The organism is Segatella buccae ATCC 33574 (assembly GCF_000184945.1).
GTDB classification, from domain to species: domain Bacteria; phylum Bacteroidota; class Bacteroidia; order Bacteroidales; family Bacteroidaceae; genus Prevotella; species Prevotella buccae.
Window position 1 is genome coordinate 341,524 of sequence record NZ_GL586311.1, and the last position, 23,389, is coordinate 364,912.

The 23,389-nt window shown below is 49.0% G+C and carries 16 protein-coding genes; 4 read left to right on the plus strand and 12 right to left on the minus strand.

Features of this window, described 5'->3' with window-relative positions:
- Positions 1–282 precede the first annotated feature (282 nt).
- The 4 genes from HMPREF6485_RS01435 to HMPREF6485_RS01450 all read left to right on the plus strand — a co-directional run bounded on the left by HMPREF6485_RS01435 (position 283) and on the right by HMPREF6485_RS01450 (position 4,788).
- The gene (locus tag HMPREF6485_RS01435; protein WP_248622185.1) at positions 283–1,440 is read left to right on the plus strand and encodes an aspartyl protease; all 1,158 of its coding nucleotides are present in this window, start codon (positions 283–285) and stop codon (positions 1,438–1,440) included.
- 32 nt (positions 1,441–1,472) lie between these two features.
- Positions 1,473–2,702: an L-serine ammonia-lyase gene (locus HMPREF6485_RS01440; protein ID WP_004344186.1), complete on the plus strand. Its 1,230-nt coding sequence runs from the start codon at positions 1,473–1,475 to the stop codon at positions 2,700–2,702.
- A 20-nt stretch (positions 2,703–2,722) separates the two neighbouring features.
- A complete protein-coding gene (locus HMPREF6485_RS01445) occupies positions 2,723–3,505 on the plus strand; it encodes a Cof-type HAD-IIB family hydrolase (protein ID WP_044126175.1) in 783 nt (260 codons plus the stop codon).
- 101 nt (positions 3,506–3,606) lie between these two features.
- Positions 3,607–4,788 (plus strand): DUF4861 domain-containing protein, encoded by a 1,182-nt coding sequence (locus tag HMPREF6485_RS01450; protein WP_004344190.1) that lies wholly within the window; start codon positions 3,607–3,609, stop codon positions 4,786–4,788.
- A gap of 183 nt (positions 4,789–4,971) precedes the next feature.
- On the opposite strand, the gene HMPREF6485_RS01455 is transcribed toward HMPREF6485_RS01450, so the two are convergent.
- The 12 genes from HMPREF6485_RS01455 to HMPREF6485_RS01510 all read right to left on the minus strand — a co-directional run bounded on the left by HMPREF6485_RS01455 (position 4,972) and on the right by HMPREF6485_RS01510 (position 23,291).
- Positions 4,972–6,180: a membrane lipoprotein lipid attachment site-containing protein gene (locus tag HMPREF6485_RS01455; protein WP_169310378.1), complete on the minus strand. Its 1,209-nt coding sequence runs from the start codon at positions 6,178–6,180 to the stop codon at positions 4,972–4,974.
- A 19-nt stretch (positions 6,181–6,199) separates the two neighbouring features.
- On the minus strand, positions 6,200–8,047 hold the full coding sequence (locus tag HMPREF6485_RS01460; RefSeq protein WP_004344193.1) for a heparinase II/III domain-containing protein: 1,848 nt from the start codon (positions 8,045–8,047) through the stop codon (positions 6,200–6,202).
- Positions 8,048–8,089: 42 nt separating this feature from the next.
- The gene (locus HMPREF6485_RS01465) at positions 8,090–9,427 is read right to left on the minus strand and encodes a DUF4957 domain-containing protein (RefSeq protein ID WP_004344194.1); all 1,338 of its coding nucleotides are present in this window, start codon (positions 9,425–9,427) and stop codon (positions 8,090–8,092) included.
- Between the two features lie 49 nt (positions 9,428–9,476).
- Positions 9,477–12,413 carry a TonB-dependent receptor gene (locus HMPREF6485_RS01470; protein ID WP_044126177.1) on the minus strand — a complete coding sequence of 979 codons (2,937 nt, stop codon included), beginning with the start codon at positions 12,411–12,413 and terminating at the stop codon, positions 9,477–9,479.
- Between the two features lie 40 nt (positions 12,414–12,453).
- On the minus strand, positions 12,454–13,299 hold the full coding sequence (locus HMPREF6485_RS01475) for an acid phosphatase (RefSeq protein ID WP_004344196.1): 846 nt from the start codon (positions 13,297–13,299) through the stop codon (positions 12,454–12,456).
- Between the two features lie 188 nt (positions 13,300–13,487).
- Positions 13,488–16,625, minus strand: coding sequence for a hypothetical protein (locus HMPREF6485_RS01480; RefSeq protein WP_004344197.1), 3,138 nt, complete (start codon positions 16,623–16,625; stop codon positions 13,488–13,490).
- A gap of 754 nt (positions 16,626–17,379) precedes the next feature.
- Positions 17,380–17,781, minus strand: coding sequence for a GtrA family protein (locus HMPREF6485_RS01485; protein WP_044125697.1), 402 nt, complete (start codon positions 17,779–17,781; stop codon positions 17,380–17,382).
- Positions 17,747–18,340 (minus strand): HAD family hydrolase, encoded by a 594-nt coding sequence (locus HMPREF6485_RS01490; protein ID WP_004341484.1) that lies wholly within the window; start codon positions 18,338–18,340, stop codon positions 17,747–17,749. The genes HMPREF6485_RS01485 and HMPREF6485_RS01490 overlap by 35 nt, the downstream gene beginning before the upstream one ends.
- Positions 18,337–19,218: a decaprenyl-phosphate phosphoribosyltransferase gene (locus HMPREF6485_RS01495; protein WP_004344200.1), complete on the minus strand. Its 882-nt coding sequence runs from the start codon at positions 19,216–19,218 to the stop codon at positions 18,337–18,339. The genes HMPREF6485_RS01490 and HMPREF6485_RS01495 overlap by 4 nt, the downstream gene beginning before the upstream one ends.
- Positions 19,215–20,261, minus strand: a complete 1,047-nt coding sequence (locus HMPREF6485_RS01500; RefSeq protein ID WP_004344201.1) for an acyltransferase family protein — start codon at positions 20,259–20,261, stop codon at positions 19,215–19,217. The genes HMPREF6485_RS01495 and HMPREF6485_RS01500 overlap by 4 nt, the downstream gene beginning before the upstream one ends.
- Positions 20,258–21,382, minus strand: coding sequence for an acyltransferase family protein (locus HMPREF6485_RS01505; protein ID WP_004344202.1), 1,125 nt, complete (start codon positions 21,380–21,382; stop codon positions 20,258–20,260). The genes HMPREF6485_RS01500 and HMPREF6485_RS01505 overlap by 4 nt, the downstream gene beginning before the upstream one ends.
- Complete coding sequence (locus HMPREF6485_RS01510; RefSeq protein WP_004344203.1) at positions 21,372–23,291, minus strand: phosphoethanolamine transferase; 1,920 nt, start codon at positions 23,289–23,291, stop codon at positions 21,372–21,374. Before HMPREF6485_RS01510 ends, HMPREF6485_RS01505 begins: the two co-directional genes overlap by 11 nt.
- Positions 23,292–23,389: the final 98 nt, after the last annotated feature.

Below are 23,389 nucleotides of genomic sequence, written 5' to 3' on the forward strand. Positions count from 1 at the left end.
TGGAAGAAAATGCAAACCAATGGCGAATTTCCTTGACAGCTCCGGCAAGCACAACACAAGACCGGAAAACGGAAAGACTATCAATACCCGACAAAAGCCAAGAACAGTACAGACACTCACACGGAAGCAGATAAAACGTTAAAAAAACAAAGACAAACGAAAAAGGCCCGATAAAAAACACAGAAAGAGAACTTGAAAGACCGACATTTTTGTAACTTTGCGGACAAATATGAGGGCCAAATCCCTACAACAGAGCGTTATAAAAAGATGAGCATAAAAAGCATGATAGTGGCAATCGGGGTACTGGCCGGTCTTCCGGCACAGGCCCAAATGCACCGCTACGACACCAGCTTCACGGTTTCGCAACACCACTTTGTCGACACCATCCCTCTGGAACTCGACGATGACCAACTCTATGTGCCCATACGGATCGGCGAGAAGACCTACCGGTTTAATCTCGATACGGGGTCGAGCCAAGGTATGCTATATTATGGCACGCGCGTGCCGGTGGTCAAGGAACTCGGCCATGTGGTTTCATACGATGCCAATGGCGTGGCCGACACCACTCTCGTGGTGCAACTGCCTGAAATGCAGTTGGGCAGACTGACCATAGCAGGCTACGTGGCCGCCGTGAAATCACGCAAAGTCTATCGTAACAACTTCGACGGCATCATCGGATTCGATCTTTTCAATAAAGGCATTGCGGGCAAGATAGACCCCAAGAGAAAATGCCTGATACTCACAGATATCAAAGGTTACTTCGACAACGAACCGGGACACACGCTGAAATATAAATTGGTCAGATTTGTGCCCTACGTGCTCGTAAGTCCGTTCATGCGCCACACCGACCTCGCCCTGTTTGACACCGGTGCCCGCCAACTCTACCAGATGAACCGCGAACACTTCTTCGACCACCGATACAAAAGCAAGCAAGTGAATGCACAGGTGGAGGGAGAGGCCCGCGGCAACTTCGCCATAGGCACGAACAGCACGGAAAAACAAGACATCGTGTATTTTCTAAACCTTGACCGGTTGAAATGGGACGACTTTTCCTTCGCCCGGGTGCGCGCCATCACCACCCAAGGCGACTCGCGCATCGGCGCCCAGTTGTTCAATTACGGCAGGGTGGTGGTGAATCCGTGGAAGAAGCAGCTCACATTCTCCCCCTACAACGGGGCTGACAGCGTGAGTGTGAGCAACAGACAGTTCGGAGTGGCCTTTATCGATAAGGACGACCAAGCCGCCATCGGCCTCATCTGGCACAAGAGCGATGCCTACAAGAACGGCATGAGACAGGGAGACATTGTGCTGAAAATCAACGATGAGCCCATCGACTCCTACCGCAAATTTACAGCCTACCGGTTTGCCGACGGGCACACCTACAAGTTTGTGCTGCGCGACAGGCGCGGTTTCGACAAAGAAGTGAGCGTGACCCGTTAGCCACCAAATCATCCCATCAATCATCAACAAACATGGAATCATTGAAGAGAATCTTCCGCATCGGCAAAGGCCCGTCGAGCAGCCACACGATGGGCCCACAACAGGCCGCCCAAATCTTTGCCAACAGCCATCCCAAAGCCAAGGCTTTTGAGGTGACCCTATACGGCAGCCTCGCCGCCACAGGCAAGGGGCACATGACCGACGTGACCATCAAGGCTGTGCTCGAACCGATAGCCCCCGTGGAAATCGTGTGGAAAGCCGACATCGTACTCCCTTTCCACACCAACGGCATGGTGTTCAAATCTTTTAACGGGGCCCACCACGTGACCGACGAATGGACGGTCTACAGCATCGGTGGAGGTGCCCTCTCGGAGGGCAAAGGCAAAGACGACCTGTTCTATTCGCCCTCGGTGTACCAGCTGCACACGCTCAAGGAAATACAGCAATGGTGTGAAGACAGCGGTAAAAGCTACTGGCAATATGTGGACGAATGCGAGGGAGCAGAGATTTGGGACTATCTGCGCACTGTGTGGCAAACCATGCAGGAAGCCATTGAGCGCGGACTCGACCACGAGGGACGACTGCCCGGGCCACTCAACTTGGCACGCAAAGCCCCCAACTACTACATCAAGGCGCGCGGTTACAAGCACTCGTTGCAAAGCCGCGGACTGGTCTACGCCTACGCACTGGCCGTGAGCGAAGAGAATGCCTCGGGGGGCACCATCGTCACCGCCCCCACCTGCGGAGCCTGCGGTGTGGTGCCGGCCGTGCTCTACCAACTGGCCAAAGGCCACGAGTTCAGCGAGTCGAAGATGCTCCATGCTTTGGCCACTGCCGGACTGTTTGGCAATATCGTCAAGTTCAACGCCTCCATATCAGGGGCCGAAGTAGGTTGCCAAGGCGAGGTGGGCGTGGCCTGCGCCATGGCCTCGGCAGCAGCGTGCCAACTCTTCGGCGGGAGTCCGTCGCAAATAGAATATGCTGCAGAAATGGGCCTGGAACACCACCTCGGCATGACCTGCGACCCCGTGTGCGGACTGGTGCAGATACCCTGCATCGAGCGCAATGCCTTTGCCGCCTGCCGAGCCCTCGATGCCCAACTCTACGCCTCGTTCAGCGACGGCCGCCACCGCGTGTCGTTCGACCATGTGGTGGAAGTAATGAAACAAACCGGGCACGACCTGCCCTCACTCTACAAAGAAACGGGCATCGGAGGACTGGCCAAAGACTACGACCTGTTGAGAAAGGCAGGATGTTCCTGAATCACAAACACCATACGAAGATGGCTATTAAAGCACTGTTTTTCGACATCGACGGCACACTGGTGAGCTTCAAGACCCACCGCATACCGTCCTCCACGGTGGACGCCCTGCACCGGGCCAAAGCCAATGGCGTGAAAATATACATCTCCACGGGCCGCCCCGTGGGATTCATCACCAATCTGGGACAGATAGCCGGGCTCATCGACGGCTACATCACCACTAACGGAGCTCTCTGTTTCATCGGCCACAACACCGTCTGCCGGCACGAGATAGCCCACTCTGACGTGGACACCATCTTGCAAGCCTGCGCCCACAGCCGGAGACCGGCCATCGTGGTAGGCGAGCGCGACATTGCCGTGTACCAACACCAACCCATTGTGGACAAGGTGTTTCGTGACGGGTTGGGACTCCATGACTTCCGCTTTGCCGACCTCGACATCGTGATGCGGCAACCCATCTTGCAGGTGACACCCTTCATCACGGCAGAAAAGGAAGCGGAACTGATGGCTACCATCAGCGACTGCACAAGCGGCCGATGGTCTCCCAAGTTCACCGACATCACCCAACGAGAAGCCGACAAAGGCAAAGGACTACTTGCCATGACGGCCCACTTGGGACTGCACACAGACGAGACAATGGCTTTCGGTGACGGCGGCAATGACATCAGCATCATCCGCCGGGCAGGCATCGGAGTGGCTATGGGCAATGGCGGAGAGCGGGTGAAAGCCGAAGCCGATTTCGTGACCACCTCCGTGGACGATGAAGGCGTCAGACACGCACTCTGCCACTACGGTGTGATTTAGCCCCGGAAGGCTTTCACTGACTTCCCAGACTGTCCATTGACAAATCTTCGACAAAGCAGATAAAACTACACTTATACCATTTAGAAAATACCATCAAGATTATGAAAAAAGTTATACTTCGAAAACTCTTGGTGCTGCTGGCGGCAATAACCATACCAGCCCATGCAGCGGGAACTTTGATTGTCGTATCCAACAACAGCGATGTCCAGCGACACGAACTGATAGAACTTAACTTGGATGCGCTCCGGAAACATGCCGGGCTGGCTGAATCGGAAACTTTTCTGATCAAGAACACGCTCGGGCAGGAACTTCCCTACCAGCTTTCACACGACGGACAGCTACTGATGGAAGTAAGCGTGCAACCTCATGCCAAGGCGACCTATCAAGTGATGAAAGGTACTCCGCAGCCCATGAGAACCTATGTCTGCGGAAAGATGTACCCCCTGCGCAAAGATGACATTGCATGGGAAAACGATCGTTGCGCCTATCGCGTTTATGGGCCGGCCTTGCAACGGACGGGAGAGAAATCATACGGCATTGATGTGTGGGTGAAGAACGTACCCTACCCTGTCGTGGAAAAACGCTACGAGATAGACCACAAGGGGAATCTCTTGGCTGACTCCCTCAAGAGCGTGGGTCTGGAAATGCTGAATGACTCCGTGGACAAAGCCACCTCGTTTCACCTCGATCATGGAGAGGGAATGGACGCATACGCAGTCGGTCCGACCCTCGGGTGCGGTACACCGGCCTTGATGAATGGCCGGACGATGATTTTCCCCTACTGCTATGAGCGTTACCGCATCTTGGACAACGGTCCCCTGAGGTTTACGGTAGAACTGGACTATGCGCCCAACAAGGACGGAGTAGTGGAACACCGGCGGATAAGCTTGGACAAAGGTGCGCATTTCAACCGCATGACAGTGTGGTATGAACACATTCGGCAACCCTTAACACTGGCTACAGGAGTGGTGCTCCACAAGACCGGCGACCTGAAAGTCGGCAGCGACTACATTTGCTATGCAGACCCGACCGACAGACCGGATGTCCACAACTCGCAGATCTATGTGGGGGTGCTGTTTCCCGAAGGAGCAAACAAAACCTTTGTCACCGAAGACAAGAGCCACGCTATAGGCATGATAGACAACTACAAAGGGAAAGAATATACCTATTATTTCGGGGCAGCATGGAGCAATTACGACATCCGCAACTTTGCCCAGTGGACACTTGAGACCGAGTCGTTTCTCCAAGCCTTGAGCCAGCCCCTCACCGTCACCCTCCGTTGAAGGAATGGAGAGGTTGTCAAATCCCCCCTCCCTTGACACGCCCACGATGTTCTTTCGACATCAATCTGAATATCAGCACCTCCAAATCAGATACATTTTAGGCGCAAATTCTTCTATGAGGATTTGCGCCCAAAGCTTTCAACTGTCAGGGAATCTACAAGCTATCTGAAATTAAGAATGTTTTCATTTATCTACGATCGGTTTCTGAAACAGTTTTTTATATCGAACTAATGCTTCTACATAATAGTAGTCGGCATAAGTAAGGGGAACGTCCACTTCCGTTCCTTTTGGATAGTTACCGACAGAATGTTTGAGAATAAATCCCCCATTAGTCCCTTTCTTCGCCAGATACTCATCAGATGTGAGTGACCGCAACTGCATACCTGCCATATTCAAACACTGCTTGGAAAAGTCAGGAGACTCTTTTGTCAAACAACTTAATTCTATGAAAGCTGCAGCCATAATGGCAGCTGCGGAAGCATCGCGCTTGGCATGAGGTATGTCGGGAGCATTGAAATCCCAATAAGGGATCTTGTCTTTAGGCATATTAGGATGCGACATAATGAAACGGGCAATACCTTTGGCATGGTTCAAATAAACGGAATCTCCCGTTTCGCGAAACATCATTGTATAACCATAGAGTCCCCAAGCCTGCCCACGTGCCCAAGCCGACTCATGTGCATATCCTTGATGGGTATTTTTCTTTTCCACCAGGCCTGTACGAGGATCGTAGGACACGACATGATAGGAACTAAAGTCGTGCCGGAAATGATTTTTCATCGTTAGCCGGGCATGGCTGGAAGCTATTTTAGCAAACTTGGCACTATCGGAATGCCGGGCAGCCCACTCCAATAATTCCAAGTTCATCATATTATCAATGATGACAGGATACTGCCACTTATCTGTCTTAGTGTCCCAAGAACGAATAAGCCCCACTACCGGATTAAAGCGAGTGGACAGAGACTGTGCTCCATTAAGCAAGACCGGAACATAGTTTGCTGAGTGAGTCAAACGATAGGCATTCCCAAAACTGCACATCAAAATAAAACCTATATCGTGATTATCGGTCGTGTATTGTTGTTCTGCAACACGTTGGGTATAAATCTCCGCATATCTTTTTAGTTTTGGACTGCCTGTTGCCTCATAGAGATACCACAGCTCTCCCGGAAAAAATCCGCTGCACCACCAATGCGAATCGGATTTGACAAGCCCGGTTTGTTTAGTGTAACTCCTTGGCAGACTGTCATGGTCGGCCTCCATAGCCTTGGCAAGAAATTCCGTCTGCTCGACCGAACGTTTGATGCCTTTGTTGATGACAGCCTGCATCCCATCATATTGTTTGCAGCCGGAAAGAAACACTGCCAAGCACGCTATAAATAATATTTTCTTCATGAGCATATCTAATGAATTATTATTCTGGCATTAACTTAACTCGAAACGTATATTGGCTGTTGGCCGGTAGCACAGATTCAAATCCAACAAGCACTGTACCGGGATTTGGGGCATCGTAAGAAGTTGTGGGAGCAGTGCTCCATGTCCGTAAGCGTACTTTAACGGGCGCACTTATTTCCATGACCAAACGCTTTCCATTACGGTTGAGTACAATTTTATTCTTCCCTTTCAATTCTGCATTGGCAGGGGTCAACATCGTCCAACGCATTGTAGTGGGCTTTTCATTGGTACGAATATCATCGTTCACCAATACATATTGTTCTTCCACTATTTCGACCCGACGCTTGGCTGACTTTACCTGTCCCGCATAAACAGGGGTCAAATCTGCTGATGCTGAAAGATGATCGAATGACGAGGAAGTGCCATCCAGACATACGTAGCCTTCCACCCGTTGTAGACGATTGTCAAAGGTAAGTGTATTGTGGGCCAAGTTATTATAGCGGAAAACTTTCCAACGGTCTGAATTCTGTGCCTTATTCCATATATCCAGCCCCAATGATTCCAACGAATTGTAATCCTGCCGCCCAAAATCCATCGCCCAACGCTCTCCATTGGCCACCATCACGAAAGAGCCAGCATCCAAATGAGCATGACTCGAAGTGGCAGTTCCACCCTTGAAAGCAAGGTAAATGGCCTTCTTATCATTCCAAGAAGTACGCATAAGAGCAACAGGTGTCATGGCAGCAGGTGAAATCCAAGTCTTTTGCAGCGGTTCAGGCAGATTGTGCATGTCCACACCGCCCCCCCATAACAAGGCGAGTGTGAAGAAACGATAATCCATCAACTTCTTTTTACTGCCATTCTTGAAAAGACTGCGCTCATTCCACAGCAATGAGAGATCTTTATTCCGCTTAGCCAGCCAAAACATAGCAGGACTCATCCTACCAGAATCTTTGTTGTCGCCATAGTTGAACGAGTCATGATCAGGAGCCACCATGTGAAGGATGAACCCCGCTGTCGCCAAGAATCCCTTCTGTTTAAGCAGGTTAAAATCGGTACCAAAACATTTCTCCAAAGCATCAATGAGCATAACATTATAGGTAGTTCCAAATCCCCAATAAGAATATCCCTCCGGATAGGCTCCGTCAGGGCCGTAATTTTTCATCGGCCTATGTATGGAAGAAATGGAACGCTGAATAACACTATCAGCTAAAGATGGAACATCCTCGTAAATGGCAAGTGCTCCATAAGCCATAGCCGTATTGCAAACTTGGTTCCAATTATTCTCCCTTTCTAGCCAGTCATTATATCGAGCATCAAAAGAAGGTTTCAGGCCTTTGGTAAGAATAGCCTGCCGAATAGTGGCTTTTGTAGCATTACTCATCATGCCAAACAGCCAGTCATAACCAATGGCGACAGCCGTTGTCATCTCCGCGACATCCAAATAGTGACTTGGATTCCAGTCGGAAAAGGCCGAAACTGCAAGCAACTCCAGCTCTGCCCGTTGACCATAGCAGCTATCTCCCGTCATACGATAGGCATAACCAAGCAGCAGAATACGGCGTAATGTCTCCCTGGAAACATCCAACAAACGCCGTCCTGTCACAATACGTTGAGGTGCAGGCAACGACAACGCTTCATTTGCAGCTTCCATAAGCAGGCTGTCTATCTGTTTCCAAAAGCGATCTTTTCTTATAGCTGCCCTTACAGATGTTTCATCGGTCTTGCCCATCAGCAAACGAGGATGAGAGGCTTTCATCTGAACATCTTTTAAAATCTCTTGAGCTTGTATTTCAGAAGACAAACCCAAAAACAGGGCAACCAAGAAAACCTCCAAACGTAAATATTTATACAATAGATTCGTCATGGACTTATTGTTCAATTAGTGAATATTTAGCATACTATTTTTCTATTGATTCCATACGGGAGCACCTAAAGGACCTTGCGTAGTAGAAGCCGTGGCAGAGGTGGACGAAGGAGAATACCTGAACGTGAATGTCTCACCATTAGTAAACCCATCCATTCCATTCTCGTCTACATAAAAAGGCAAATCTGCCCAAGGAGACATACCTGTATTCAACACCTCAAAGAATTTTTCTATATAAGTCATTGGAAGCGGAGATGCACCATCAAATGTCAAGACCTCAGAGATATTGTTCTCGTAGACCAGACGGCCATCGGCAATCATAGCCTGAGCAACAGAATTGAGAGGGACGCGCTCTATATTACCGGGATACTTGACATAGAGTGCCTTGATTTTCGGATCTGTATATACATTATTGTTACGGATACAAATGCGAATATCCATAGGATGATAGGCACCACCGTTTGCCAACTCTCTCAATTCCCAAAAAGCACCGGGGGAGTCTGCTTTATAACCGGCCTTCCACCCTACATTGGCAAAAATATTGTTTTCTATGTAAGCCTTCATGGCATAGTCAATACGGAAATGGTAGCCTACATTATAAATCGTATTGTTCTTCAGTTCTACATAATTGGCTACAGCACCATCGAAACGAATGAGATGACCTGTAAGGTTATAAATGGTGCTGTTGATGATAGAGAGTGTATCAGGAGCATTTCCCCGAGAATCGAACAAACGCCCGTTGGCCGGATCTGAGGTCAGTGCAAAATTGCGAAAAGTCGAGTTGTCTATATACACCTTGCTGCCACTATTGTCTGTGCGTATACAGAAATTACGACAGTTTTCAACAAAACATCCTTCGAAACGCAATCTCAAATTTTTCTTGTCCAAACGGAAGAGACGCTGCATGATGTTGTTGGAAGCAGCATCTTTTCCGTTAAAATATACATTCTTAAAAGTAACATTACCTTCAAAACGCAACATGTCGGAATTGAGAGCACCCTGTGCATCTGATACAGGTTGAATTGTTGGAAGTGCTCCAGACCCGTATGTAGCTCTAATGGTAACATGATTTGAAATGACATTCTTACCCTCCAGATAATAAACTCCACCGCGCTCCAACTCATAAATGGCATCGCCGTTTTCTTTTATGGCTTTCGGGAGAGAATTTACTCTCGTCACTCCATCGTCCGGTTCAACCCGCACAACCTTTTGTCCCGTTTGTGGAATGGTAATATGCTCCTCCTCAAAAGTATCTTTTGGTTCACATCCGGACAACAACAATACAGCCATTATTCCAAGAAACAACTTGACGGAAGTCTTATCAAGTTTCCAATATCTGATTTCTGCTGTCTTATGAGACAATCCTGATTTCGTCTTCATTTTAGAATTCCTTTCTCTTATTTTAATATAATGTCAATACCGGATCCCACTATTTAAATATATCATACTTCACGCCTATATAGAAAGAAGAGCCATATATCTCAACACTGGAAGGATAACCCGTGACATTTCTCTCCTTACTGTCAGACCAATTAAAAATGTTGGATGCACTTGCATAGACGTAAAGCTGCCTGTTGATACGCTGTTTCAGTTGGAGATCCCATTTGGAGAATGCCCTTGTTGATTCGACATCAGCTCCGTCCGCCCGATGCTGTTCAGCCACAAGGATATTGCCTTGATAAGTGTAAGACAAACGACCTGAGAAACCTTTATAATCATATCCTAACGAGAAATTGGCCAAGAAAGATGGTTGTTTGAGCAGACGGTCATAATAAACTGTATCTCTGTTTACGGGCAAGAAAGGCTTACTGCCATCACCCACTATATAATCGGGATTCTTCACACGAGACTTGGTCGTCTCAAAATAGCCCATTTTAGAATCCATCAATGTAATGTTGGCACCTAAGACAACACCTTTAAGCAAGCCCGGAAGCTGACGCAGCTGTGTCTGGATGTCAACTTCGATACCCTTAATTGTCGCATCATAAGGACTATTGAGCGAATAAGTAATACCGGAACCGACCAAGCTCGAAGCCAATCCGAAGTTGGCCGGATCTGTGGCAGTCCCTTCAAGCAAATAAGCCGAACGTGTATATATGAAATTTTTGATCTTTTTATAGAATCCGCCCACAGTGAACAACCCTATTTTAGGATTGTAGAACGAAATGATGGCATCAAAGTTCTTGGACAAAGCCGGTCTCAGATTGGTTCGGTTATACACCACTTCTCCAATGGTAGACTTGATGATGGTACGTGGAGCCAACAAGTCATAATCCGGACGCGATAGGGTTTCCGTATAAGCCAACCTGACATCAAGGTTGTCTAAGGGCTTTATCTTCAAATGGATTTGTGGCAACCAATACCCAAAAGAGTTTTTGTCGGTGGTCTTGGTATAGTCAAATGCCAATTCCTGTGTCTCATCGTCAGGCACATTGACACCACTATATGCTCCATAACGCATATTGGTATGATCATAGCGAATTCCGGGAATAAAAGTAATATACTTGCCAAAGTTGAACTCACCCATGACATATGCTGCCGTGAGCCGTTCATGCCCGTCGTAATCCTTCTGAATTTTGGTGGTGAGAATCGGCCGATAAATTTCAGAATTGACATGATAGAAATCCTTCATAACATCTTGATTGAGCGCAAAGGAGAAGTCAAGATTGTCATAACGGTTGCTCAGAAAGTCATGATGTTTGAATTTGCCATCCAAAAAGTCCGAGATACCAACATAACGGCGATCATAGCCCGAACGTGTAATATCAGGCATATTAACATAAACGAGTTCTGCGTTTTGATCAAGCCGCCGATAGTTCCGATTTGTGAGCCGCTCACGATCTTTTTGACGATACTTGCCTCCTATTTTGATATACCCATTAAAATATTTTCCAAAATCAAATGACTTCTTCCAATCCAGCCATGCACTATATTCCTTTTCCGTAGTACGTTCGGTATTGAATGTCCCGTCATAGAGATAATACTGTGTGATATCAGACTCGTTCACATTGCCCGGTGCCGACACCAAATGTGGCGGAAGAGTGCCCAATGCGTTGATGTCAACCGTGAATGGAGTGTTCATCCTATACTCCAAACGATGCTCATAAGGGGTCTTTTGCCTTGCCTCACTGCGGCCTACCCCCCAACTTAACGTTGAATTCCAAAAATCATGGTCACCTTGGAGCATGTTTGTCAACACGCTACTACGTATGTCGCCATCCGTCTGTGCATAACGCAAGCGCCCACCCTCAAGATCGTAGCGTTTCTCCCGGATATCCCTGTCACGGCTGAGCGCACTAAACAGATTATACATCTTTATTTTGGAACCACGCCCTATATTAAAATCAAGATTCAGATTGACATTATATCGATTTCGCTTTTCAAGATTAGATTGCAAGCGTGTACTTGTAATCCATGGCTTGGTATAAGGCAAGCCTTCGGTCGGCGTATTGCCATTAACCTTATAAGCAGCGATAAAACGGTCGTTACTTCGATCGGTCTGTTCTGCACTGGCTGTAAAAATAAGCCCCAAGCGGTCGTTAAAGAGACGATTGCTCGCCAAGATATTTCCCTTGACATTGCCAACACCATTGATTTGAGAGTGATAACCGGTCTGTCCGGTTACATTCAATTTAAGCCCCTTGGGAGCATCTTTCATGATAAGATTTACCGTGCCACCCAATCCGTCAGCATCCTTGTCGGCCGTATTGGCTTTCAGCACCTCAGCTCCACCAACAATCTCGGGGGAAATCATATTCAAATCCGAACTGCGGTCACAGGAACTGGTGGAGGGAGAATTCATGCCATTGATAGCGACTGAATTGTATTTGGGATCCAGACCGCGAATAATAATTTTCTGTCCTTCCCCTCCATCGCGCTCAACCATCAGCCCCGGTAAACGACCAATAGCGTCAGCAACATTTACATCGGGCAATTCGCTAAGTTTCTCACCGGATACAGCACTGATAATTCCTGAGGCATTGAGTTGTCTGTTGATGGCTGCCGTCTGCCCCTTGGCTTGGGCACTGACGACCACCTCGGCCCCTAATATACTCGCAGGCTGCATATTGACGTTCATGGTGCGCGTTTCATTATCTCTCACGACAACTTCCATCGTCTTACTTTCGTAGCCCACGAAAGAAAATTGCACTTCGTTCTTTCCCCTCGGTACAGACAACAACGTATATCTTCCGTTGATGTCTGTGATGGTTTTGTTGTTTGTACCTTTCAACCAAACAGTGGTACCCGGCAGGAAAGCTTTATCTTCGTCTACCACAACACCTGTGATAATAGCATTCTGTGCCATTGCATGAAAGCAAACTGCTAACATATACAGGATAACAAATAGTCGCTTTTTGGTTTTCATATCAGGTTTTTTTAATGTTTTTAGATTATTGTGTTTAATATCAATCGGAATCGCCACGGAGCTCGGACAATACCACTTTGCCCTCTTTCATCAGATGCTTAAATTCTTTCTTCGCCTTCGCCAACTGTCTGACAAAACCTTTGTCGGCATGTAGCCGTGCCACGACAGCACTTGCTACCAAGCGGGCCGCATCCACATCACTCTGAAAATGATAGCCGCAAATAACCCTGCTCTCCCCCATTTCGTATCCTCGCTTTAAGATTTCATTTTGTCTATCGACATTTATCTCGGCCAGCACCAAAGCTGTGGCCCAACCTATGGCTGTGTGTCCGGATGGATAGGAACCATTAGAAGCCAGCTCTTGTTGCTGGGCAGGATTACAGGTCGGTTCATTGTAATATGCAAACGGTCGTACCCGCATATAATGTTTTTTTGCCAATCTGGTGGACAAATCTCCGGCATCCTCACGCATTTTAAGAACCAACCGGTATATTTCCGGAGTCTGATCTTTCGATATCCGAATGCCAAATGACTCTGAAAAAGCCTGCGGCACTCCTTCACCTTCAACATTGGCATCTGCTGCTGCCTGCTCTCCTCGGAGAGTTTCACGTTGGCTCTTTCCCCACAGATAACGTTCTTCGTCATACTTGAAGAGCGCACTGCCTTGCTCGGGTGGAGCAGGAAGCAGCTCCAGACTGTTGACCACATCTTCTGCTTTCAGGAAATAACTTTCAGGGTGTGTCCTGACATCTTTACTTTCTGTTTGTGCGTAGGTGCCAACAACACAGTTGAGGAATAAAAAGACGATTATCCTCCTCAACCGAAAACGGTTACCGATCTTATCAGTCTGTGTTTTCTGCTTTTCGTTTGATATTGACCCTTTCATTTTTATTCAAGGTAAATTAAATGGTTATAGTAATCAATTATTCGGTAATAATGCTTTAGGCATGTCACAAAGATAGATAAAAAGAGACACAAAAAAAAGTTGCATTCCATTATTTCGTACAAAATAAACAATGCAACCTTTTGCAACTTTCTATTCTAAAGTACATGTAAAGAGGCTGTTACAAAGGTCTATTCGGTCAGTCTCAGGATATAGGCAACAATACCGGCCGGATGTTTCTCAACATAAGCTTGCAACCATCCCTCATTGGGTTTAATCTTATTATTTACCAAACGGCTGATAACCGGATTCAGGTTTCCATACATACCAAGCATTCCCGGCAGCAAAACCCTTTTTACTTTCGGATTGGCTATCAGCAGAGCCAATACACGAGCCTGCTGATTGGTAAAGTTTGTGAAATTCAACACATGCTCAAACACCTCTTTGTCCGTAAAGAGAAAATCGTCGTATAATCGTATGATCAATTTGTCTATCCTACTGATTACATCCTGTGTGTAGTCTGAAATTTTCACCTCCAACCTTACATCCATTCGTCTATGCCCCCCTTCGCCGTATTCCTGAACAACTTCTTCTCTCATACGGCGATAGCACTCCATCTCTTCCATGAGCTGTTGGCGTATTTCCAGCTGTGACAATTCGGCCTCTACACGCTTCATCACATGCAACATTTCGAGACGGGGAAATGTTGCTGCCACAGTTTCCAACTTAGTTATACTTTCCAACAGGGCTGTACTCACCCCGTCTACTGGCAATTTTGACACCCGCTCTCGGAAATGACGGAGTGCATCGGTAAGTCTCAAGAGGGTTTCATCAGTGAAAATATGGTTATAATCAGCCTCTGCCTTCTCCATGTCCTCTTTCATCTCCACCATAGGGCGATGGCGAAGGGCATTGCACAGCACCTCAACATGCCGTTCCATCATGCCATTGACATATCGTATTATTAAACAATCATCCACTACAGACCTATACTTCCTCACATTATCTATAAACTTCCGATATTGTTCCAACCATAAACCATTCTTCATGACTCTTTCGCCTATCTCCGAAACCTTATCTTGTGCCAATGCCGTCTCAGATTTTTCAAGCATCTTGATGCAGTCGTAAGCCTCAATATGCTGTAACTCTCCTATTTGTTTCTTCAACATTTTAGACAACAAGAGTGCCATATCACGGTTTTTATACATGATGCGCTCGGAAAGCATGCTAATCTGCCTACTTGTCTGCCCGGTTCCTGCTTCCAACATATAAATATCTTCCATGAGTTGTCTGATCTGCTCTTGCTCGTCTTCACTCAGCAGTGCGGCCATCGTTTCCATTCCCAAAGTACGTTCTTTTAAATCGCTTATGCGCAATCGTATCTGTCGCTTCTGTTCTTGTCTTCTGCGAGTATGCATCCAAAAAGATATGCCCGTCAAAGCCAATACGACCAAACATACAAACAACACCATACGAATGGAGCCCACATTGGTATCGAAGGCCACGTATTCGGGTGCTTTTTTTTCTTCTGTCTTTAGCTTCAGTACACCGATTTCCGATACCAGATATAACGTGCGGCCTATGCAGAAAGAGGCTTTCGCATTGAACCGGATATCTTTAAAGTAATATCCTATATATTTCATTTTCCCATTCATTATGGCATATTTCTGCACGCCAAACTCAGGAAAAGCATAAAAAAGCGAATCGTCAACAGGAATGAGACGATTATACCCGTTCAGGCTGAGCGTATCTTGTCGGCTCGGTCTCACCAATGTGTGATTGGTGAGTACTGTCAAGGCCGGCTGATAGCCACCCGAGACAAACAGATCCCGAATAAAGGTCAAGCGTTTCGACCCGGGGATAGTAAAATACCGTCCTTTATCGGCATATAGTATGCCGTCGTCCATCGTTCCCATATAAATCCCATCCATGCCGGAGGACGAGAAAAAAGACGTGATATATTTGTCTTCCATCCCCTTGACAGAGCCGGCCACACCATTCCTGTCAATGACCACCAAACCATCCTGTACACCCAGATAAATTCTATCTTCCCGACCCTTTTCTTCAAGATGGAGGGCTGTCACTTTCTTGTCAGAATGGTAAAGCGTCCTGATATTAGACAACACCTCATTCCGCAAATTGTTGCCACTAATATCCACGGCCCGCAAGTCTGAACGATCATTTACATAAATCAATCGTCTACTGTCGGTAACAACCATTTCCGTCACCTGTTCCTCCTTGGGGAGCGAATACACTTTCACCGCCACACTGTCGCCAGCAGGCTGTCTAAACACTTCATTCTGACTATTCAGATAGTAAGCTTCACGACTATTAGCGCAGGCAGAGACCACAATCCCATTGTTATTGAAATAGCCGGAGTGGAATGGGATTCGCCAGAATGCATTGTCGGTGACAAAAATAGAGGTCTCCGAACGGTAATCGGGGAGCAACACATTGTGGCATCCCTTTGGAAAATCTCTCCTAAGTGGGATGGTAATAAAATGGCGCAAATCTTCGCTGATGACCATGGAATGGCTGCGCAGGATATAATGCACATTCCCCACCCGGTAGTAGAAACGGGGAACGAAAGACAGGTCGACCGTTCTGACAGACTTTCCCCATACGTCTTCAATATAGATTCTCTTTCCCGAAAGAGCGCACACCTCATTTCCAAACACCGTCACATACTGTATGTTTTCGCCTTTATGTAACAGGGAGATACTGCCACTTTGCAAATTTATCCGCAGCAGTCCGTTGATGGAGGCGGCAAAAAGATAGTCCCTGCCGTAAGGACACAGGTTGTAGATGATATAGGGCATGCCTGCCTTAGCCGTCGGACTGTCAAGGGCAGGATACAATAACGAAAAGCTCTTGTCGCTCCGCAATAAATAGAGGCCTTGGCTGGTAGCCGTAAAAATACCCTTTGCTGTAATGATAAAATCGTAGGCTGAGTATTCTTTATTTTTAAAAAGTATGTCATAAGTCCGTTCGTGACTCATCTTACCGCGGTACAACCGCCACTCTTGAAGACCGGAATTACGTCCTCCCAGCCAACAGATTGTGTCACCGTCGGCATTGGGCCGTGTAGCAATTTTATAGATTCTGTCTGTGCCGGTAATATAAGCCGACACCTTGTCTCCGTCTACATGCCACACCTTTCCCGACTCTCCCCCTATCCAAAAAGTAGAATCTTCATCAGCAGAGATTGAGGCCAGCCTTTCACCTATGTAATATTCGTTCTCTCCGAGTGTCTTCGTCCGCTTGGAGTCAAGGCATCCGTAGAATAGTATAGAGATAATAACAATGATTGTATAGGCTTTTTTTTGCATCGGTACAGAATTGGAATCCTTATGCAAAGATAAACAAAAGTTCTTAAAAGCATGGAGACAGGCAGGAAAAATGCTGAAATGAGGTGGTTAACGGGAGTGGCTAATGGGGGAATCAAATGCAGCGAATGACGATTGTAGCGGGCAGCAGGCCCCATCTAAGGAAAGAAAGTTTTCCAGCCTTGCATTTTCTTAGACGGCAACATCTCTACCTCTCCACCTCCGTACCGGCAAGGTGATCTCTATGCTTATACATGGAGACTTATCCGGCTCAACCGGCTTCTGACGGAAAAAGGACTAAACAAAAATTGTCAAGCTATTTGTCCGTTTTCGGCCTCTGATATTGCGATATTCTTGGCGGGCAACCCGCTCGGTGCAAATGCGCGAATTTGGCGACTTTTTCAAGCCGTTGATAATCAGCCGTTTGAATTTCATTGACAGATATTAAGGGCCGGAAAAAGGACTGAAAGGGCCCAAACGGGCTTGCAAAAGGGCCACAGTTGCGCTGCAACTGTGGCCCTTTCAGCTTTCAAGTGTGGCTCTTTTGCAAGTTCGGAGAGCCCGGAAGAGAAATTCGGTGGGCTTTTCCGGCTATTTAAAGCCGATAGGCTGATCTGGTTGGAGAATTTTGGCAGAGGTGTTTTTGTTCATATTATTCATCACCATCCGGCATCTTTCAGAGCCTGCCTTCATCGGGGTTGCCGGTGCATGCCCCATACATATATTCATGTTCCCATCCGAATATCCATCGGTCCGTTTACTCCTTGGTCAAGAAGAAACGCACCAGCAGGAAGTTTACCGGCACACAAAAACAAAACATGGGAATGGGAGCCCACCGCTCCGGTATGCCCACAGCTATAAAGAGATGGAGCGTCAACATCTGGAGCAGATAGTTAATGACATGGCTCAAGGCAAAGCCGGCCCCTCGACGGGCATTGGCTTTCACCCTGAAGGTGTAACGGGTGCTGGCAAAAAAATTGAAGACGAAGCTGACGGCATAGCCCACCGTATTGGCGATGGCGGCCCCGGCGAAGCGAAGCATGGCCAGATAGACGGCATATTGCAGCAATGTGGCCAGCACGCCGACGATGCCGAAACGGAGCAGTTCGCCGAGTTTCCGACGCTTACGGTCGTCTAAACGGTTTGTAAAATCCTTCATCTGCATAGGCCAACATCTCTTTGTCGCCCCGGCTGTCGCCGTAGGCTATAATATAATAATGTGTGCGCGGCTCCGTGAGCACCTTTTGCAGGCGGGTCACTTTCTCCTGCCCGTAGCAGTTGGCGGTGAGAAAACGCCCGGTCAGCCGACCGTCGATGACTTCCACCTGTGTCCCAATCACCGTCGCCGAATGGAAAAAGGGCCTCACCCAATTATCGATACTGGCACTCACCACATACACCTCGGCACCTTCCGCTTCGGCTCTCTCCATCTCGGCGACAGCCCCCGGGCGCAGTAAATTCTGACCGGCATCGGCAAAATCACGGCAAACGGCATCGAACTCCGACACGGGTATGCCCGCAAAGAAATGGGAGAAAACCTTCTGTTTGGCTTTCCAGTTGGGATAAAGGTGCAGCTTCATCAGCACCAGCAACGGACTATAACGCAGAAAGCCTGCAAGAAAAGCCCGGTCGCCCACGGCAAAACGAATAAACTGCAATAGCGTGTCTTTCGTTGTCAGCGTGCCATCGAAATCAAAACAATAAACCTTCCGTTTCATTTAAATACGTAGATGATCAACAGAAAACTGACACCCCATGCCAAGACGACAAGCTGGGTGAAGTGGTCTTTGAGTATCACCTTGGTGGGATCGCCGCTTTTTTTGTCTACCACGGCTATCTGGATGTAGCGCAGCAGTCCCAAGAGCACAAACACGGTGGTGAGGTAAAGGTAATCGGCATGGTAGCGTGAGGTGACCTCGGGACTCACGGTGTACATGATGTAGCACACAAGCGTCACGGAAGCCGCAATGGTAATAGCCTGGTTGATGAACGTGAGATTGTAGCGACTGGTGTTTTTGCGGGGGGCCTCACCGGTCTCATTCATGCGCAGCACATCGTCGCGCCGCTTGGCAAAGGAGAGAAAGAGCGTGAGCAGAAAGGTCATCAGCACGATCCACCGGCTCAAAGCCGTCTCTGTGGCCAGTCCGCCGGCCAGCAGCCGAAGTACGAAGCCAAAGGCCACCACACACACGTCGACAATGGCATACTGTTTCAAACGGGCACAATAACAGAGGTTGAGCAGCCAATAGAACAGGATAACGCCACCGACTTCTATCCGGTTGACGGGCAATAGGAGAAGCACTATGCCCGACAACACGAACATCAGCGCCATGAGCCCGTATGCCTGTACCACACTGATGGCCCCCGAGGCGACAGGCCGTTTGCACTTCACGGGATGCCGGCGGTCGGCCTCCACATCGTGGATGTCATTGAAACAGTAGATGGACGAAGCGGCAAAGCTGTAGGCAAAAAACGTGATGACGGATGCCACCACGTCGGTGGCGTCGAGCAGGGTGCCTCCGAAGAACATCGGGAGCAGCACGAAGCCGTTTTTGATCCATTGCTTGGGACGTATGAGTTTCAACAGATGTTTCATTGTGATAGCGGTTTTAAGAACATACGGGCAAACAGCCGGCCTATACCGTCGGCCACTTTGGCCAACAACCATGCAAGAGGCAGGGTGACTGCCACACAGAGCAGGAACGTAGGCCAGTAGCTCCATGCTGCCGGAATGTAGTGCAGCACAAAATGGATGTGGAGGAGGTAGGCTTCCAGACTCAATGCCCCGACAAAACGGAAGGAGGCATTGAACCATACCGGTGTGCGGCGGAAAACACGGTTGAGCAGCAATATGGTGGTTATCGTGAGGGGAATATAGAGCATGCGTTCGATGAAAAGGGGAAATTCCCCATGCCGCACTTGCTCGAGAAAAATGCTTGAGGCCAACGTCATGACAAACATCAGGACGATCATCCAAATGCCCGTGCCGTCTATGGTCTGCTTCCGCCGCACCATCTCTCCCATGTTGATGCCGATGAAGAATATGGGGACACGGCTCCAGAATATCTCTAAATGGCCCACAAGATGGTTGATGGGTGTCACCCACTGCACGAGAATGCACCACATAATCATCACCACGGGAAGCCATCTGTAGATAGGATGCCTCCGGATAAGTTCCATGTAGCCCGGTGCAAAGAGATATAGCATCATCGTGGCGGGAATATACCAGAAGTTGAGTTCGTCGTGCAACCAGAAGTCCCAATTAATGGTGATGTCGCCGATGAGGTCTATCCATGCCATCAGGTCGCCGCCGTGAAAACGGGAGATATAAAACAGGCAAGCCACGATGAGCCACGCGGGATAGATGCGAAGATAGCGACGCAGAAAGAAGACTTTAGTTGCCGCCTGCATTCCGGCTCCTTTCTCACGCAACTTGCTCCACGAGAACCAAAGTCCTATGCCGCTCAAGAAGAGAAACATGTCTACCCCGACATTTCCCATGCGCCGAAGTCCGAAAAACAAGTCGTTGCGCGGCAGACCCACATGGAAAAGAATGATGAACAGCATGGCAGCTCCCATCAGTTCTCCACGGTAGCGGGAGATGTTGGCCAACTCTATGTCGTTTATCTTTCGGTTCATGACTGCTGCGGATTAGGTATCTTCTTCATCAGTTCCCGGAACAGCCAAGCCAGACAAACAGCCGACACGATGTAAAGCAACAGACCGGCATACATGTCGCCGTGGCGCGAAACAGGAATGAATATCTTCCGGGCAATGGGATGGCAGACGAAAAGGGCTGCCGAAATGCTCCCCATCCAATCGAACATGGCAAACAAACCGGCAAGCTGACTCGTCGCACCCAATGCTTTCACAAAGCACACACCAAACAGGCAAACGGCTGCCGGCACGAGCAGCCACATGAAGAAACCGAGACTCAACACATAGACCAAAGCAGCTACTATTACGGCTGCGGTGCCATAAAACACCTTCGTGTCTTTCACCAATCCATGCCATCTCGTCCCGAAACGGGCATAGAGCAGCCCCATGCCAAACGGCAACATACCTCCCATGAAGTTGTAGCGATAGCGGTTGAGGGCTTCACCTTCGGGGGCAAAAAACAGTTGGGCCAACGTGCAAACCACCATCAGAGCCACCGTCACGCCCCAATGGCGGCGGTGGAGAACCAACCTGTAGACCACATACAACTGCAACATGAGTCCGAAAAACCAATAGGGACCGGGCCAGATGACAGCATCGGGATGGGGCAGCAGATTGTTGAACATGCCGAGTTGCGCCACGATGTCGATCACCTGATAGTGATGCGGGCCGGGCGTGACATAATCGACCAGCGTGAAGGCCACATAGCCCACCACCATCATCTTGAAAAGCTTGAGGAAATGATAGCGGATGAAAGGCCAAACGCCCACCTTGGGCAGCCGGCCACCGCTCCCCACAGGCCCCTGCCCTGTCATGGCAACGGACCGGGCTGCATATTTCCGTTCAAGGCCATAGGCACTAAGGAAGAGGAACAGGGGCACGCCGTAGTGCCCGAAAAACGAAAGCAGATGCAGTGGCAAGTTCCAGTCGGCATGTACCAACGCACGGTTCAGCCCTTCCACATTGGCTGCAAAAAACTGATATTCGTTCTCCTTGACTATCGGCCCCAGCCAATGGCAATAATTGTGCAGGAAGATGCCGATGATGGCCAGCCCGCGCAGGGCATTGCACTCCGTCCGAGTGAGCAGTTCGTTATTTTCCATTTTCCATTTCTTTCAAGTGCTTTTCGCGCAACACGTCATAGTCTGTGGTGCCTTTGAGTATGCGGGGGCGCATCTCGTTGTAGTCGGGACTGAGCACATTGTATTCGGCATGATAGTCCTTCGAGGATATACCGGCCAGATAGAGCAACAGATGCGGCAGGGCATCGGTCATGAACCGGCGCTTGCGAGCTTCCACAATCTGCTTGAATATCTCGGGATGGCGCACGGCATATCTGTGCGAACAATAAATCCAGAAGGGGATTTCAAACTCGTAGTGAGCCAGTGGCCAGTCAATGGCTGCACTATGATTGCGGCAGATGAAACCGCGATCGTCTTCATAACATTCCTCGCCGTGGTCGGGCATGTAGATGATGATGGCATCTTCTTTCTCGTAGCGACGGATGATCTGGTCCACGATAGAGTCGTTGTAGAGCACGGCATTGTCGTATTGACTCAACACTTTACGCTCCCTGTCGGTGAGCTCAGGCCGACGCTCCTCATAGTCGCCGGCCCAGAAATGCTCCTGTTTGCGTGGGTAGCGGGTCTTGTAGTTCACGTGCTGCCCGATGAGATGGAAAATCGTGAGACTCCCGCGAGGAGCGGTTTTTCCGGCATCCGTCGTTTTCGTTCCAATAGGATTGCTGCCCGAACGCCGTCTGCGTGGGTAGGCAATGACGGGAATCGTGCCCTCCTTCTTCATCGTGTCGAAATCTTCCAGAAGTCCTTCGTCAAGCGTGTGGAGCTCGGTGTTGCGCGTGTCAAACTGCGCCCGGCTGAGCACGGGGTTGTTGAGGAAGAACCCGCCGCTGAAGTCATAGACTGCCTCTTTGGCCTGCGGCAGGAACTGATTGGTGAGGAATGTCACGTGATAGCCGGCTTTGCGGAACACCTCGGGGAAGAGGGGATAGTCACACCACTCCCCCTTCTCGCCCACCACATGGAGGGAGAACACGTTCTTGAACACAAAACTGGTCAGATTCCAACAGGAGATGACATCGGTAAATTTCACCAACAGTCCGCTGTTCTCGCGCGCTACTTGTCGCGGGGTGGTCTTCATGAAATAACCGTACTGCTGGGAATGGTGGCGCCCATAGCTTTCGCCGATGATGAGCACGATGTTGGGCGAACGGAAAGTGCAACTGTCCACCGTCACCTTGTCGGCCGCAGCCACGAGCTGATCCACCTGCCGGGCGGCGAGCGAGTTGGCATAGATGCTGAACACCAGCCGATAGACAGGCTCATAGAGCACGGCATGATTCTTCTCGGTGAGCGTGTGCTCCACCTCGCCAATGGTGCTGCCGGTCATCAGTTTGTGAATGGCCATCTTGTTTTGGGCACTCGTGAGCACACTCACCACCAGCAATCCCAGACACACGATGCCTGCCACCAGCGACGGATGCCACCGGCGGAAGCGTGCGGGAATCATACCCGAGAGCGACAACTTGCGCCCCAGTCCGGCCACAGCCACATGGATGAGGATGAGCAACACTATCCACCCCACCCTGCTGAACAGCACATCGACCGACAGGCTCGACGAGAGGAAGTCGCCCACCTCGCGGCTATCGGTTTCTCCCACGAGCATGAGCATCGATGGGGTGAGCGTGGAGTCGTAATTGACAAAGCAGTAGACATCGGCCAGAGCTGTGACGTAGAAGACCACATAGAACAGCATTTTCACCCATGCCCTCACCTTGCGTGGTACGAAAGTGAGCAGGGCAGAGAGCAGGTAGAGGTCGAGGAAGAGTTCGAGAAAGAGGTTGCCGTAGAGGCCTGTGCCTTGTCCGCGTGGCAGCGTACAGAGGGTGCAGAGCACGCCCAGCGCGTACATGAACACGAAAAACCACGGATTCATGCGTATGGGCTTGGCCACATAAACAAAAAAACGCTCTGTCAACTTCAGATATTTCATCACTTAAAGGTTAGTTGCTATTGCTTTGGGTGAGGAGATATAGCGGTCTTCCCAATTCTTTTCCCCTATCACCGCCTGTCTCCCTTCACTTCCTCAAA